The organism is Bradyrhizobium canariense (genome assembly GCF_018130465.1).
Classification (GTDB): Bacteria; Pseudomonadota; Alphaproteobacteria; order Rhizobiales; family Xanthobacteraceae; genus Bradyrhizobium; species Bradyrhizobium canariense_C.
Genome location: NZ_JAFCKJ010000012.1, coordinates 16,146 through 29,500 on the forward strand (window position 1 = coordinate 16,146; position 13,355 = coordinate 29,500).

12 protein-coding genes are annotated in these 13,355 nt (G+C 64.8%); 4 read left to right on the forward strand and 8 right to left on the reverse strand.

The genetic code is table 11. The features are described from left to right. Positions 1-119: 119 nt before the first annotated feature. Complete coding sequence (locus tag JQ591_RS26520) at positions 120-1,094, reverse strand: NAD(P)H-dependent flavin oxidoreductase (protein ID WP_211398959.1); 975 nt, start codon at positions 1,092-1,094, stop codon at positions 120-122. 106 nt (positions 1,095-1,200) lie between these two features. Between JQ591_RS26520 and JQ591_RS26525 the strand changes: the two genes are divergently transcribed. Further along, positions 1,201-2,763 carry an AMP-binding protein gene (locus JQ591_RS26525; RefSeq protein WP_211398960.1) on the forward strand — a complete coding sequence of 521 codons (1,563 nt, stop codon included), beginning with the start codon at positions 1,201-1,203 and terminating at the stop codon, positions 2,761-2,763. Positions 2,764-2,772: 9 nt separating this feature from the next. Here JQ591_RS26525 and JQ591_RS26530 read toward each other — a convergent pair whose 3' ends face one another. The 7 genes from JQ591_RS26530 to JQ591_RS26560 form a co-directional block, all read right to left on the reverse strand. After that, a complete protein-coding gene (locus JQ591_RS26530) occupies positions 2,773-3,546 on the reverse strand; it encodes a thioesterase family protein (protein ID WP_211398961.1) in 774 nt (257 codons plus the stop codon). A gap of 211 nt (positions 3,547-3,757) precedes the next feature. Continuing rightward, entirely contained in the window at positions 3,758-4,726 is a 969-nt protein-coding gene (locus tag JQ591_RS26535) for an NAD(P)H-dependent flavin oxidoreductase (protein ID WP_106941069.1), read from the reverse strand. Between the two features lie 149 nt (positions 4,727-4,875). Continuing rightward, positions 4,876-6,276, reverse strand: coding sequence for an aspartate ammonia-lyase (locus tag JQ591_RS26540; protein WP_211398962.1), 1,401 nt, complete (start codon positions 6,274-6,276; stop codon positions 4,876-4,878). A 30-nt stretch (positions 6,277-6,306) separates the two neighbouring features. Beyond that, a complete protein-coding gene (locus JQ591_RS26545; RefSeq protein ID WP_211398963.1) occupies positions 6,307-6,840 on the reverse strand; it encodes a hypothetical protein in 534 nt (177 codons plus the stop codon). A 47-nt stretch (positions 6,841-6,887) separates the two neighbouring features. Then, the gene (locus JQ591_RS26550; protein ID WP_211398964.1) at positions 6,888-7,490 is read right to left on the reverse strand and encodes a YqaA family protein; all 603 of its coding nucleotides are present in this window, start codon (positions 7,488-7,490) and stop codon (positions 6,888-6,890) included. A 36-nt stretch (positions 7,491-7,526) separates the two neighbouring features. Continuing rightward, positions 7,527-7,931: a phosphoribosyl-ATP diphosphatase gene (gene hisE / locus JQ591_RS26555; protein ID WP_211398965.1), complete on the reverse strand. Its 405-nt coding sequence runs from the start codon at positions 7,929-7,931 to the stop codon at positions 7,527-7,529. 118 nt (positions 7,932-8,049) lie between these two features. Further along, on the reverse strand, positions 8,050-8,421 hold the full coding sequence (locus JQ591_RS26560) for a hypothetical protein (RefSeq protein ID WP_211398966.1): 372 nt from the start codon (positions 8,419-8,421) through the stop codon (positions 8,050-8,052). Positions 8,422-8,648: 227 nt separating this feature from the next. Here JQ591_RS26560 and JQ591_RS26565 point away from each other — a divergent pair, with 227 nt between their 5' ends. The 3 genes from JQ591_RS26565 (at position 8,649) to JQ591_RS26575 (ending at position 13,219) form a co-directional block, all read left to right on the forward strand. Beyond that, positions 8,649-9,695 (forward strand): ABC transporter substrate-binding protein, encoded by a 1,047-nt coding sequence (locus JQ591_RS26565; protein ID WP_211398967.1) that lies wholly within the window; start codon positions 8,649-8,651, stop codon positions 9,693-9,695. Positions 9,696-9,786: 91 nt separating this feature from the next. After that, positions 9,787-11,583 (forward strand): glucan ABC transporter ATP-binding protein/ permease, encoded by a 1,797-nt coding sequence (locus JQ591_RS26570; RefSeq protein ID WP_211398968.1) that lies wholly within the window; start codon positions 9,787-9,789, stop codon positions 11,581-11,583. A 190-nt stretch (positions 11,584-11,773) separates the two neighbouring features. Continuing rightward, positions 11,774-13,219, forward strand: coding sequence for a D-alanyl-D-alanine carboxypeptidase family protein (locus tag JQ591_RS26575; RefSeq protein ID WP_211398969.1), 1,446 nt, complete (start codon positions 11,774-11,776; stop codon positions 13,217-13,219). Positions 13,220-13,355: the final 136 nt, after the last annotated feature.

Genomic DNA, 13,355 nt, shown 5'->3' on the forward strand with positions numbered 1-13,355 from the left:
TTGGCGGCCGTGAGAGGGATTCTTGCCGGGCGTTGGTTAATCTGCCGTTAAGTTGGGGCTTCGATGCAGCGCTCGATTAACTGTGATGGGAACGACAGCCCCCATCGGCCTCCGCATTTTTACGGGGAGGGCCGGCCACCCGCCTCTCGATACTCGGCGACCGTCCGCGCGACGAGATCGTTGACCCCCATCACTTCGGTCACGCCCGATATCGAATGCCCGCCGCTCCAGATATCGCGCCAGCGCTTTGGGCGGCTCTCGCGCGCGTTGACGTCGATGTCCTTGCCGATGTCGATCGCACCGCGCGCCGGCAGATCGTCGGGGTCGAGCCCGGCTGCGACGATCGACGGCTTGAGCATGCTGGTCTGCAGGCCCGTGAACGCGGTGGTCAGCAAAATGTCGTCCGCGCTGCCGTCGACCAGCATACGCTTGTGACGCTCGTCCGCCATGCTCTCGCCCGTCGCTATGAATTTCGTGCCCATGTAGCCGAGATCGCAGCCGAGTACTTCTGCCGCATGCAGCGCGCGGCCGTCGCTGATGCCGCCGGCCAGCACGACGATGCCATCGTAGAATGCGCGCACCGCCCGGACGAAGGCAAACGGGTTGAGCCAGCCGGTCTGCCCGCCTGCGCCCGCGGTGAGCAACACGAGCCCGTCGGCGCCGGCCTCCGCCGCGCGCTGGGCGTGGCGGATCGAGGCCACGTCCGCCAGCACCAGCGCGCCGGCGTCATGCAGCGGCTTCAACACCGGCGCGGGCGATCCAACAGAGGTAATGACGATCTCCGGCTTGTGGCGCAGCAGCACGGCGAGATCCTGCTCCAACCTCGCGTTGGAGCGATGCACGATCAGGTTCGGGCAGAGTGGCGCGGCCGAGCGACCGGTTTGATCTTCGTGCTGCCATAGCCGCGTTTCGATCTCGGTGAGCCACGCCTCAAGCTGTTCCGCGCTGCGGCAATTCGCGGTAGGGAAGCTGCCGATCACACCGTTACGGCAGGTAGCGACCGTGAGCTCGACGCCCGACACCAGAAACATCGGCGCCGCGATCAGAGGCAGACTGAGACGATCGCGAAAGCGTTGCAGTCGATCGGACGTCACACATGCCTCCCTGCGCGGGCTTTGTCGAACCATTCCGCATTCCTGTGCTAGCCTTGCGCGCAACATTGGCACGCCAGAAGCCGATGACAAAGCAATGAGGAAACATATGTCCGACCCGCTCCACGCATCGTCTCCGACTTGTGCGCAGACGCTACGGGCACTGTCGCGCTATCCCGGCCGCACCGCTTTCGCCTGGCCCGGCGGATCGCTGAGCTATCAGGGCACCCTCGACCTGATCGGACGCATCCAGAGCGTTTTCATGCGCCTTGGATTGCAGCCCGGCGCGCGCGTCGCACTCCTCACCGCCAATCGCGCCGACACCTGGTGCGCCGGTGTCGCCGCGCAATTGTCCAGGCTCTGCATCACCTGGCTGCATCCTTTGGGATCGCGAGGGGACCAGCTGTTCCAGCTCGAGGATTCCGGGGCCGAAATGCTGGTGGTCGATGCGGCCTCCTTCCGGGAGCGCGGCGGCGAGCTCGCCGCACAGGCGGGGCAGCTCAAGGCGGTCTTCACCATGGGACCGGCCGACTATGGCGTCGACCTGTTGCAGGCGATCGAGATCGAAGGCCACGCCAGCGCGCTGTGCCTCGCCGGCGCCGACGATCTCGCCACGCTGAACTACACCGGCGGGACGACCGGAAAATCCAAGGGCGCGCTGCGCTATCATCGCGAAAACAGCGGCGCGGCAGGCGCGATCCTCGCCGATTTCGAAATTCCAGAGGCGGCGCGCTATCTGACGGTCGCTCCGATCAGCCATGTCGCAGGCACAAAGGTGCTGCCGACCCTGATGCGCGGCGGCACCGTGCACATGCTGAAGGGTTTTGATCCCGAGGCGGTACTGGCCACCATCACGCGCGAGCGGATCAATTTCACATTGTTCGTGCCGACCATGATCTACGTGCTGCTCGATCATCCCGCGCTGGTCAGGACCGACCTCTCCTCGCTCGAGCTCGTGCTCTATGGCGCCTCCGCGATGTCGCCGAGCCGGCTGATCGAGGGGATCGAGCGCATCGGGCCGGTGTTTTCGCAACTCTACGGCCAGACCGAATGCTATCCCGTCTCGGTGCTGCGCAAGGCGGATCACGATCCCAAGAGGCCGGAGCTGTTCCTGTCATGCGGCTTCCCGATCGCGGCGTGCGAGGTCAGGATCCTCGACGACAACGACCAGGAGGTGAAGACGGGCGAAGCCGGCGAGATCTGCGTGCGCGCTCCACATGTCATGGCGGAGTACTGGAAGCAGCCGGAAATCACCGCCGAGACGTTGAAGAACGGCTGGGTGCACACCGGCGACATCGCGCGCAAGGATGATCGCGGCTACATGTTCATCCTCGACCGCAAGAAGGACATGATCGTCTCCGGCGGGTTCAACATCTTTCCGCGCGAGGTCGAGGACGTGCTGTCGCAGCATGCGGACGTGGCCATGGTCGCGGTCGTCGGTATCCCCGACGAGAAATGGGGCGAAGCCGTCACCGCTGTCGTCGTCCTGCGCGAAGGCGCAAAACCTGATGCCGATGCGCTGATCAATCTGGTGAAGACGCGAAAAGGCTCGACCCATGCGCCGAAGCAGATCCAGTTCGTCAAGCAACTGCCGACGACCGGCGTCGGCAAGGTCGACAAGAAGGTGCTGCGCGCGAGCTTTTGGAGCGGGCGGGACCGGATGGTGGGATAGAGAGGTGCCTTACCGCTTCTCGATCACCAGGCTTTGCACCGCGCGGCCGAAATAGCCCTGCCGGTCGGCGAGCCGCGACATCGCAAGCCCGGCGCCATCAGGTCCGATCCAGGAATCGCCGTCGAGCAGGATCCATTCGCCGATCGGCTGGCGCGAAAAGCTCACGGTGAGGTCGGCGTTGATGTAGGTCCAGGCGCGGAAGTCGAGCGTCGAGGCGGTGCCATTGGAAAAATCCGCCGCGACCACGGCGCGCATCGCCTGCGAGAGTGTTTCGCCTGCGATCAGGGGATGGTCGACGCGAAACCAAATCGCGCCCGCGCCGGCCTGGCCGAAGCGGCCGCGCGCGGCGCGCATCGAAACCGAACGTACGAACGGGCTGGTGGCGGCATGACCGTCCTCGAGCAGCGAGTCCTCCGGCGACGGCAGCGTAACCGGCAGCGCCTTGACGTCCTCGGGCAGCGTCAGCGTCTGGCGCTTGATCTTGAGCACGGTGGCGCCGACCACCTGTACGCCGTCGGCGAGCAGCTTGATCCCGCAGAGCTGGATCTTGCGGCCCTCGCGCAAGACCTCGGTCGCGATCGTGAGCGGCGCCACCGGCACCGGGCGCATCAGGTCGATGGTGACGCGCGCGATGTCCATCGTAACAGACGACGGAATGCGTTCAGCCGCCCACGTCACCAGCGAGGCCGGCGCCGAACCGTGCTGCATGCGCCGGTCCCACGGGCCCGCGGCATCCGGGCTGGTGACGACGCTGTTGCCGTCGACGCGGTAGATGGGGGTCATCGGTTAAATCTCGTTTGGCGGGAACGCCAGGAGCCCAAAATTGCGCCGTCGTCCCGGCGAAGGCCGGGACCCTTAACCACAGGGAGTGGTTTGGCGAAGACCCATCGTTCGGTACGCCTACCTTCGCAACCCGAGACATCACGCGGTATTGGTCCCGGCCTTCGCCGGGACGACGGATGAGAAGTGGGCCGGTTCGGCCCACAGCCGCACATCACAACGGCGGATCGACCGCCTCGTCGTATTCCTTCTTGAAGCGCGCGATCATTTCGGCGGCGGGCACGATGCCGTCGATGCTGCCGACGCCCTGGCCCGAACCCCAGATTTCCTTCCAGGCTTTTGGCTTGGCGCGCTCGCCGGAAGCGTCGGTGCCGAAATTCATCTTGGAGGGATCGGACGTCGGCAGGTTTTCCGGATCCATGCCGGCAGCGAGAATCGACGGCTTCAGATAGTTGCCGTGCACGCCGGTGAAGAGATTGGAATAGACGATGTCGTCGGCCGTCGCGCCCGCGATCATCTCCTTGTACTTCTCGACCGCATTGGCTTCCTTGGTGGCGATGAAGGCCGAGCCGATATAGGCAAAGTCGGCGCCGAGGATGCGCGCGGCGCGGATCGCCTTGCCGTTGCCGATCGCACCCGACAGCGCGATCGGGCCGTCGAACCATTTTCGCGTCTCGGCGACGAACGCCAACGGCGAGATCGTGCCGGCATGGCCGCCTGCGCCCGCCGCGACCAGGATCAGGCCGTCGGCGCCCTTCTCGATCGCCTTGTGTGCGAACTTCTGGTTGATCACATCGTGGAAGACGATGCCACCCCAGCCGTGCACGGCCTGATTGAGCTCCTCGCGCGCGCCGAGCGACGAGATGATCATCGGCACCTTGTACTTGGCGCAGAGCTGCATGTCGTGGTCGAGCCGGTTGTTCGACTTGTGCACGATCTGGTTGACCGCAAACGGCGCCGACGGCTTGTCGGGATGCGCGCGGTCATAGGCCGCGAGCTCTTCGGTGATCCGCGCCAGCCACTCGTCAAGCAGCTCCGGCGGCCGCGCGTTCAGCGACGGAAACGAGCCGACCACGCCCGCCTTGCACTGCGCGATCACGAGATCGGGCACCGAGATGATGAAGAGCGGCGAACCGATCACCGGGATCGACAGGCGTCCCTTGAACAAGGCAGGCATGGACATTGCGAGACGATCCTCTGTTGGCGGTCAAATCGACGTTGGGAGCCATACCAACAAGGCAATCTTTCCACTGTCAAGTATTGCGTTTTGGCGCCGTGGAGGACGCCGTTACCGCAATTCCAACGGGCGGAATTCGTCGCGGGGCGGCGACATCACGCAATCAAATCAGGATTGATCAGCCGCTCGAACGAGAACATCTCGTCCCATTTCTCCTGCGTCAGCAGCTTGCGCTCGACCACGACGATCTGGTGCAGCGACTTGCCGCTCTTGTAGCCCTCGCGCGCGATCTCAGCGCATTGCTTGTAGCCGAGCAGCGGCTTCAGCACGGTGACGATGCCGAGCGAGTTGAGCACCATGTTGCGGGTGTGCTCCTCGTTGGCAGTGATGCCCACGACGCAATTCTCGCGCAGGCTGTTGACCGCGCGCTCCATGGTACGGATCGAGAAGAACAGCGCGAACGAGATCACCGGCTCCATCACGTTGAGCTGGAGCTGGCCGGCGGACGCCGCGAGCGTCACCGTGGTGTCGAGCCCGATCACGAGGAAGCTGGTCTGGTTGACGACCTCGGGGATCACTGGATTGACCTTGCCGGGCATGATCGAAGAGCCCGGCTGGAGCTGCGGCAGGTTGATCTCGTTGAAGCCGGCGCGCGGGCCCGAGGCGAGCAGGCGGATGTCGTTGCAGATCTTCGTCAGCTTGCTCGCCGTGCGCTTGAGGACGCCGGAGAGCTGCACATAGGCGCCGGTATCCGACGTCGCCTCGACGAGGTCGCCTGCAAGGATGAAGTCGACGCCGGTGAGCGCGCTCAGATGCCGGACCGCGAGCTTGGGATAGCCGTGCGCCGCGGTGACGGAGGTGCCGATCGCGGTGGCGCCGAGATTGATCTCGCGCAGCAGCGCGCGGGCCTCGGAGATTCGATCGACCTCCTCGCCCATGGTGGTGCCCCAGCCGCGGAATTCGGCGCCGAGCGACATCGGCACAGCGTCCTGCAGATGAGTGCGGCCCATCTTCAGCACGCGCTCGAACTCCCGGCCCTTGGCGAAGAACGCCTCCTGGAGCTGGCGCAACGCGGTCATGTAGCTCTCGAGCCGCAGGATCAGCGCCAGCCGAAAGGCGGTCGGATAGGTGTCGTTGGTCGACTGGCCGTAATTGACGTGATCGTTGGGGCTGACGTGCTGGTAGTCGCCCTTGGCAAAGCCGAGCGATTCCAGCGCGAGATTGGCGATCACCTCGTTGGCGTTCATGTTGGTGGAGGTGCCGGCCCCGCCCTGGATGAAGTCGGTGACGAACTGGTCCATCATGTCGCCGGCGATGACGCGATCGCAGCCCACGATGATGGCTTCCGCGACTTTGGTGTCCACCGCGCCGAGATCGCGGTTGGCCATGGCGGCGGCCTTCTTGACGTAACCGAGTGCCTTCACGAAGTAAGGCTCCTGGTTCATCGGAATGCCGGTGATGTGGAAGTTCTCCTTACCGCGGATGGTCTGGACGCCGTAATAGATGTCGTCGGCGATCTCACGCTGTCCGAGGAAGTCCTGCTCCGTACGGCTCATGGGCGCTCCTTGCTTGCTCGCGCGGCGTCCTCAATTCTGGCACAGCGCGCTGGTGACGAAGGTATCAGTGCGGCAGTCATCCGGTTTGCGTTGCCTGCCCGGGATCAGAACCTTGGCCGAGCACTTTTCCGCGGAGTCGGCATTCAGGCTCTTGCCTTCCGTGTAGCCTTTGCTCTGGCAGAGTTTGTCGGCGGCGAGCTTGCAGTCGGGCGCGCCGTTCGACGAGGCCGGACAGGCCACGCGTCCCGACACCATGGTCGACGGCTTCGCCAGGCGCGACAAATCGTTCATGGTCTCGCTCGGGCTTTTGATCGGCGGCAGGATCGATGGCAGCTTGTCGAACAGCTTGCCCATTTCGTTGATCAGCCCGGGATTTTCCTCACGCGCCGGCGACGACGGAGCCGTCGAAGGCGCCGGTGCGGCCTGCGGTCCTTGCTCCTGCAAGCCGAGCGCGGGCGGCGCGGATTGCGGCCATCCGGGTCCGCCGGCACCCAGCAGGAGCGAAAGCACCGCAAAAGTCAGCGTCCCCAGTCGCAGGACCGGAATGCCGGATCGAAGCATCATGACGCCAACCGTAGCCGAACCTGGCGCAGTGGCAAAGCGCCTTGGGGTTAGATCAATTTGATTGCGACGACAAAGCCGAGCACGAGCACCGCGGCGCCGATTGCCACCCACAATCCGAGATGCTTCTCGATCCTGACCCGGATCCAGTCGCCGTAGCGGTTGAGCAGGATCGCGACGATGAAGAAACGGCCGCCGCGTGCGACGATCGAGCAGAGAATGAACAGGACGAGATTGTAGCCGGCAAAGCCCGAGGTGATCGTGACGAGCTTGTAGGGGATCGGTGTCAGGCCCTTGAGCAGGATGATCACGGCGCCCCATTCGGCATAGGAGGCGCGAAAGGCATCGACCTTGTCGCCGAGGCCATAGACCTGGATCAGCCAGTGACCGACCGAGTCGAACAGCAGCGCGCCGATGGCATAGCCGAGCAGGCCACCCAGCACCGACGTTGCGGTGCAGATCGCCGCATAGACCCAGGCGCGCTGCGGCCGCGCCAGCGACATCGGGATCAGCATCACGTCCGGCGGGACGGGAAAGAAGGAGCTTTCTGCGAAAGCCACGGCACCCAGAATCCAGAGCGCGTAAGGCTTGTGAGCGGCGTCGATGCACCAGTCGTAGATACGTTTCAGCATGGCGCCGCGATGAAGCACCATGGGACGGATTTGTCCATCGCCAGTTTTGTGACGTTTCTAGTGGCGCTTGCGCGTCACACGACCCTCGAGCGCGACGATTGGCCGCCTGGCGGCGACGCGCGGTGACGCAACTTTGGGCAGCTTCATCGCCGACTTCGGCAGTTTTTCGGCGATGCCGAGCATGTCTTCGCGCCGCGTCATCTCGCGCCAGACGTCCTCGGGGCGCACGCCGGCCGAGGCCCAGAGCACTGTGAGATTGTAGAGCAGGTCGGCGCTTTCCCGGATTACGGCTTCGCTATCGCCATTAACCGCGTCGATGACGACCTCGATAGCCTCTTCAGCCAGCTTCTTCGCCATTTTTGACGGGCCGCGCTGAAACAGCCGCGCGGTGCGCGATGTTGCCGGATCAAGGTCTCTGGCCGCGAGCACAGCCAGATATAGCCGCTCAAGCGAATCACTCATGGTACTGAAAGCTACTCTAAACCAATGGCAAGCGCGTTAACGCCCGACAATTAAAGCAAAAAGCAGACCGGCGCGGCAAGCGCGACGGCCTGTTTTGGTCAACCTTTGGTAGCCAGAGCTAGTAGCAGTTCGTGTGGTAGCCTTGGCCGCATAGCTCCGACGGAGCGGTGCCGCCGTAGCGCTGATACTGGTAGTTCGGGCCCGGCCCATAATAGGGGCCGTTGCCGTAATAGGCTGGGCCGCTGTAATAGGCGGGACCGCCGTAATACGGACCGTCGTCATAGGCGTAGGCGTTGCGGGTCGCCGCAATCGCAAGACCGGTGCCGACGATCCCGGCAAAGGCCGCGGCAGCCGCTGCGCCACCGCCACCGCCATGCCAGTGGCGACCGCCTGCATAGGAGGCGGTCGGGGCGACTGCAGTCAGCGCCACCACCGCGGCGGTGGCGAGAACGGCCTTGCGGCCGGCAAATCTCGAAAATCTGTCAAACATGTCCTGGACCCTCCTTGGGACCTCGAATGGTGCCTGTAGACAGGCTCATGTCCTTCAAACACCCACGTCCCATGTTGAGTTCCCCAACCCCAACAGAAGCTGAACGGAGCTGCGTAATCGTGACGCAACCGCCGCTCATCCGCCGTTCATATTGGCGCGCGCAGGGTCCCCGCCGGCCGGCGCTGCGAGCGTCACGAAACCACAACAATGCGGGACCGGCGCGACTGATGTTCGGATTCAAGACCACCGCCCTTCGCTGCCTGACGGCCCTTGCAATCTCGCTTGCCGCGCTGACTGCGCGCGATGTCACGGCGGCTGAGACCGCCGCGCCCTCCACTGCGATCCACTTCACCTTCGACCGCCCGACCGATGCGAGCATGGCGCCGTTCTTTCTTGCCGCAAAGGACGGCAGCTTCGGCGCCGAACGTCTCAACGTCTCCTTCAGCAGCACGGCCGGATCGCCGGAGGCGCTTGCGCGCGTCGCCAAGGGCGACAGCGAGCTCGCACTCGTCGACATCAACGAGCTGATCCGCTTCCGCGACAAGGATGCGACACCGGTCAAGGCGGTGTTCGTGCTGTTCAACCGCGCGCCCTACGCGATCGTCGCCCGCAGGAGCCGTGGCATCCACCTCCTGCCCGACCTGGACGGCAAGACCGTCGGCGTTGCCGACAGCGACCTGTCAATGCGGCTGTGGCCGGCGCTGGCGCAGCAGAACGGCATCAACACGGCTCACGTGAAATTCCACAAGATCAGCGCCGCGGTGCGCGAGCCGATCCTCTCCGCGGGACAGGTCGATGCCGTCGCCGGCTTCAGCTATCTCTCGGCAGTGAACCTGCGCGACCGCGGCGTGCCAGGCGGCGATCTCGTCGCGCTTCGCTATGCCGACTATGGTTGCGAGGCCTATGGCTTTGCCGTCGTGGTCAACCCGGCTTTCGCTGCGGCCAAGCCGGACACCGTGAAGGGATTCGTCCGCGCGTTGATCGCCGGCATCAACGCGACCGTCAAGGAGCCGGCGCGCGCGGCGGACGAGGCCGCGAGCCGCATCGACGACGGCGACCGCGATCTCGAGCTGGAGCGCCTGCGCACCGTCCTCGTCGACAACATCCTGACCGACGAGGTCCGTCGCAACGGCCTCGGCGACATCGACCCGGCGCGCATGGACCGCTCGATCGACCAGATCGCGCAGGATTTCAAATTCCGCAAACGGCCGGCGGCCGCCGATATCTTCGACGGCGGGTTCCTGCCGCCGGTTACCGGGCGGTTGATCAACTGAGCAAAACCGACAGCTTCCGCTATATCTCGTAGCCGATCCCTGATTAGAGTATGGGCTCACTCCGTTCTATCCGCCCGAGCTCCTTGCCCCCATGCCCATCCTCCGCCTCTACACCCGCGTACTCGAGCTGCTCGGCAAGGAGGCACGGCTGGGCTGGCTGCTCGCGGTTGTCAATCTCCTGCTTGCGGGCTCGCAATTCGCCGAGCCGGTGCTGTTCGGCCGGATCGTCGACGTGCTCTCCGGCAAGACGGTCGCAGGCTCCAGCTCGGCCTGGCCGTTCCTGGTTGCCTGGGTCGCGTTCGGACTGTTCACCATCGGCTGCAGCGCGCTCGTCGCGTTGCAGGCCGACCGGCTCTCCCACCGCCAGCGGCAGGCGGTCCTGACGGATTATTTCGAGCACATCCTGCAACTGCCGCTGACATTCCACTCCGGCACCCATTCGGGCCGGCTGATGAAAGTCATGCTCAACGGCACCGATGCGCTATGGCGGCTGTGGCTGGGCTTCTTCCGCGAGCATTTCGCCGCCATCCTCTCGGTCGTGGTGCTGCTGCCGCTGTCGCTCTACCTGAACTGGCGGCTGGCGATCCTGCTGTTCGTGCTCTGCATCGTCTTCACCGCGCTGACCACCTTCGTGGTGCGCAGGACATTCGGCATGCAGACGGCAGTCGAAGAGCAATACAGCGAGCTCTCCGCACGCGCTTCGGATGCGCTCGGCAATGTCGCGCTGGTGCAGAGTTTTGTCCGCGTCGAATCCGAGGTGCAGGGCCTGCGCTCCGTTGCCGACCAATTGCTTGAAGCCCAGATGCCGGTGTTGTCCTGGTGGGCGCTCGTCACCGTCATCACGCGCGCCTCCACCACGATCACGGTGCTCGCGATCTTCACTTTCGGCATAGCGCTGCACGACCAGGGGCTGACCTCGGTCGGCGAGATCGTGATGTTCGTGAGCTTCGCGACGCTTCTGATCCAAAAGCTGGAGCAGGTCGTGAGCTTCATCAACAACGTGTTCATGGAAGCCCCGCGCCTGCGCGAGTTCTTCAACGTGCTCGATGCGGTGCCTGCGGTGCACGACCGGCCCGATGCGATCGACGCGGGGCGGCTCTCCGGCCTCGTCGAATTCAACGACGTCACCTTCTCCTATGACGGCAAACGGCCGGCGATCGAAGATCTCTCCTTCACCGCGCTTCCCGGCCAGACCATCGCGCTGGTCGGCGCAACCGGTGCCGGCAAGTCGACGGCGATCGCGCTGCTGCATCGCGCCTTCGATCCGCAGTCCGGCTTCATCAGGATCGACGGCATGGACGTGCGCGGGGTGACGCTGACATCACTCCGGCGGAACATCGGCGTGGTCTTTCAGGAGGCGCTGCTGTTCAACCGCTCGATCGCGGAGAATTTGCGTGTCGGCAAGCCGGACGCCACCGAGGCCGAGATGCGCAAGGCGGCGGAGCGCGCGCAGGCGCTCGAATTCATCGAGCGCAGCGGCGGCTTCGAGACCAATGCCGGCGAGCGCGGCCGCATGCTGTCCGGCGGCGAGCGCCAGCGGCTGTCGATCGCCCGGGCACTGCTGAAGGATCCGCCGATCCTGATCCTGGACGAGGCGACCAGCGCGCTCGACGCCGTCACCGAGGCCAAGGTGAATGCCGCTCTCGACGAAGTGATGAAGGGCCGCACCACCTTCGTGATCGCCCACCGTCTCTCCACCATCCGCAATGCCACGCGCATCCTGGTGTTCGAGTACGGGCACGTGATCGAAAGCGGAACTTTCGATGAACTCGTGGCCAAAGGCGGCCATTTCGCCGACCTCGCCAGGGCCCAGTTCATGGTTCAGGAGAACGCACGGGCCAGTGTGACAGCGGCTGAGGCTGCTGCGACTGCCGCCAAGTCGCCTTAGCAAGTCCCCATAGTATCGTCGAAATTCGGCCTATTTCATTGCGGAATACCCCGCTGATGCCCCTATTCCCGACGCACGAGCCGGTATAGGTTTGCGACGCCGCAAGCGGCGACGCTGGGATTTCAGAACCGAACATCAGATCACGAGAGCCGACCGGAACCGGCGGATCTCCAAGGACCGGAATCGGATAGTGCACGCTCTTCGCCCGCTGCTTCGCAAGTCCCTGTTCAACCTGTTCGCTGCGACACTCGCATGTGCCGCATTGCTCGCGCCCCGCGCGGCGAGCGCCGAAGCGCTGCTCCTGATCGAGGCCGACAGCGGCAAGGTGTTGCAGGCGGAAAACGCGACCATTCCCTGGTATCCGGCTTCCGTCACCAAGATCATGACCGCCTATGTGACGCTGAAGGCGGTCAAAGACGGCAAGCTCACACTCGACACAATACTCACGGTGTCGCCGACGGCAGCCTCCCAGTCGCCCTCGAAGATGGGGTTCCGCCCCGGAACGCAGCTTACCGTCGACAACGCACTCAAGATGATGATGGTGAAATCGGCGAACGACATGGCCGTCGTGCTCGCCGAAGGTGTCGGCGGTTCGATCGACGGCTTCTCGGCGCTGATGAACGACACCGCGCAGAAGCTCGGCATGACGCAGACGAGCTACGTCAATCCGAACGGCCTGCCCGCCGACGGACAGATCACCTCCGCGCGGGATCTCGGCATTCTCGCGCGCTCGTTCCTGCGCGACCTGCCCGAGTACGAGTATTTCGTGCACATTCCGGCAATCCGCTTCGGCAAGCGCGTCACCGGCAATTTCAACAAGCTGATCGGCCGCTATCCCGGCGCCGACGGTTTCAAGACCGGCTTCATCTGCGCCTCCGGCTACAACCTCGTCGCATCGGCCACGCGCAACGGCCGCCGGCTGATCGCCGTCGTGCTCGGCGCCAACTCCGGGACCGCGCGCGCGGTGAAGGCGGCGCAGCTGCTGGAGCGCGGCTTCTCGCAAGATAATCTCACCTGGCTCCGCCCCTCGCTCGGCACAGTCGACAAGCTGGTGCCGGTCGACGCCTCGCCGCCGAACCTGCGTGACGACATGTGCGGCGGCCATCGCAAGCGGCCGGCCAGCGACGATGACGACGCGCTGATCGCGACCAATGGCGGCACGTCCGGATCGGCCTCGGCCACGGGCGGCGAAGCCCAGGTCACCTTCTTCACGGCCGGGCTTCAGCCGCCCCTGATGAAGGCCTCCGAGCTGATGGCCTCGGCTCCGGCGGCGGCCGAGCCCGTGCTGGTCTATACCGGTCCGACCCGCACCGGGACCGCCCTGATCGCTGCGGTCGCGGCCGATGCCGACCAGCAGGCAACTCCGAAACCGCGTGGCAAGAAGTCGCGCGTCGCCAAGAAGCCTGACGCGGCAGACAAGCCAGCCGACAAGCCGAAGGATGCCAAGACGGCGGCGGCAAAGCCCGACGCCAAACCAGCTGACGTCAAGAGCGCAGCCAAGCCGGCCGGGACCAAGCACGCCGCGGCAAAATCCGATGCGGCGGCAAAACCTGCGGCAAGCAGCGATCCCGCGCCGAAGCCCGCCAAGCCAAAGGCGGCAACCAAGCCCGCCGCCAAGCCGGCCAACAACAGTTAACGGCGCACCGAGCTGAGACCGCGCCCGCACTTCGCACTGCGGCAGCGCGGTTCGCGACGATTCCGGTAGCCACTTCCCGACCTTTGCCTTAAGCCACGACGACTTGCCACCCGTTCCGGCAAGCTCGATACTGGCG

What these genes read in the sequence shown, in the direction of transcription:
- JQ591_RS26560 (WP_211398966.1), bottom strand. Translation starts at nt 8,421, where the DNA reads ATGTTTGACAGATTTTCGAGATTTGCCGGCCGCAAGGCCGTTCTCGCC.
- JQ591_RS26565 (WP_211398967.1), top strand. Translation starts at nt 8,649, where the DNA reads ATGTTCGGATTCAAGACCACCGCCCTTCGCTGCCTGACGGCCCTTGCA.
- JQ591_RS26535 (WP_106941069.1), bottom strand. Translation starts at nt 4,726, where the DNA reads ATGTCCATGCCTGCCTTGTTCAAGGGACGCCTGTCGATCCCGGTGATC.
- JQ591_RS26525 (WP_211398960.1), top strand. Translation starts at nt 1,201, where the DNA reads ATGTCCGACCCGCTCCACGCATCGTCTCCGACTTGTGCGCAGACGCTA.
- hisE (WP_211398965.1), bottom strand. Translation starts at nt 7,931, where the DNA reads ATGAGTGATTCGCTTGAGCGGCTATATCTGGCTGTGCTCGCGGCCAGA.
- JQ591_RS26540 (WP_211398962.1), bottom strand. Translation starts at nt 6,276, where the DNA reads ATGAGCCGTACGGAGCAGGACTTCCTCGGACAGCGTGAGATCGCCGAC.
- JQ591_RS26570 (WP_211398968.1), top strand. Translation starts at nt 9,787, where the DNA reads ATGCCCATCCTCCGCCTCTACACCCGCGTACTCGAGCTGCTCGGCAAG.
- JQ591_RS26530 (WP_211398961.1), bottom strand. Translation starts at nt 3,546, where the DNA reads ATGACCCCCATCTACCGCGTCGACGGCAACAGCGTCGTCACCAGCCCG.
- JQ591_RS26545 (WP_211398963.1), bottom strand. Translation starts at nt 6,840, where the DNA reads ATGATGCTTCGATCCGGCATTCCGGTCCTGCGACTGGGGACGCTGACT.
- JQ591_RS26550 (WP_211398964.1), bottom strand. Translation starts at nt 7,490, where the DNA reads ATGGTGCTTCATCGCGGCGCCATGCTGAAACGTATCTACGACTGGTGC.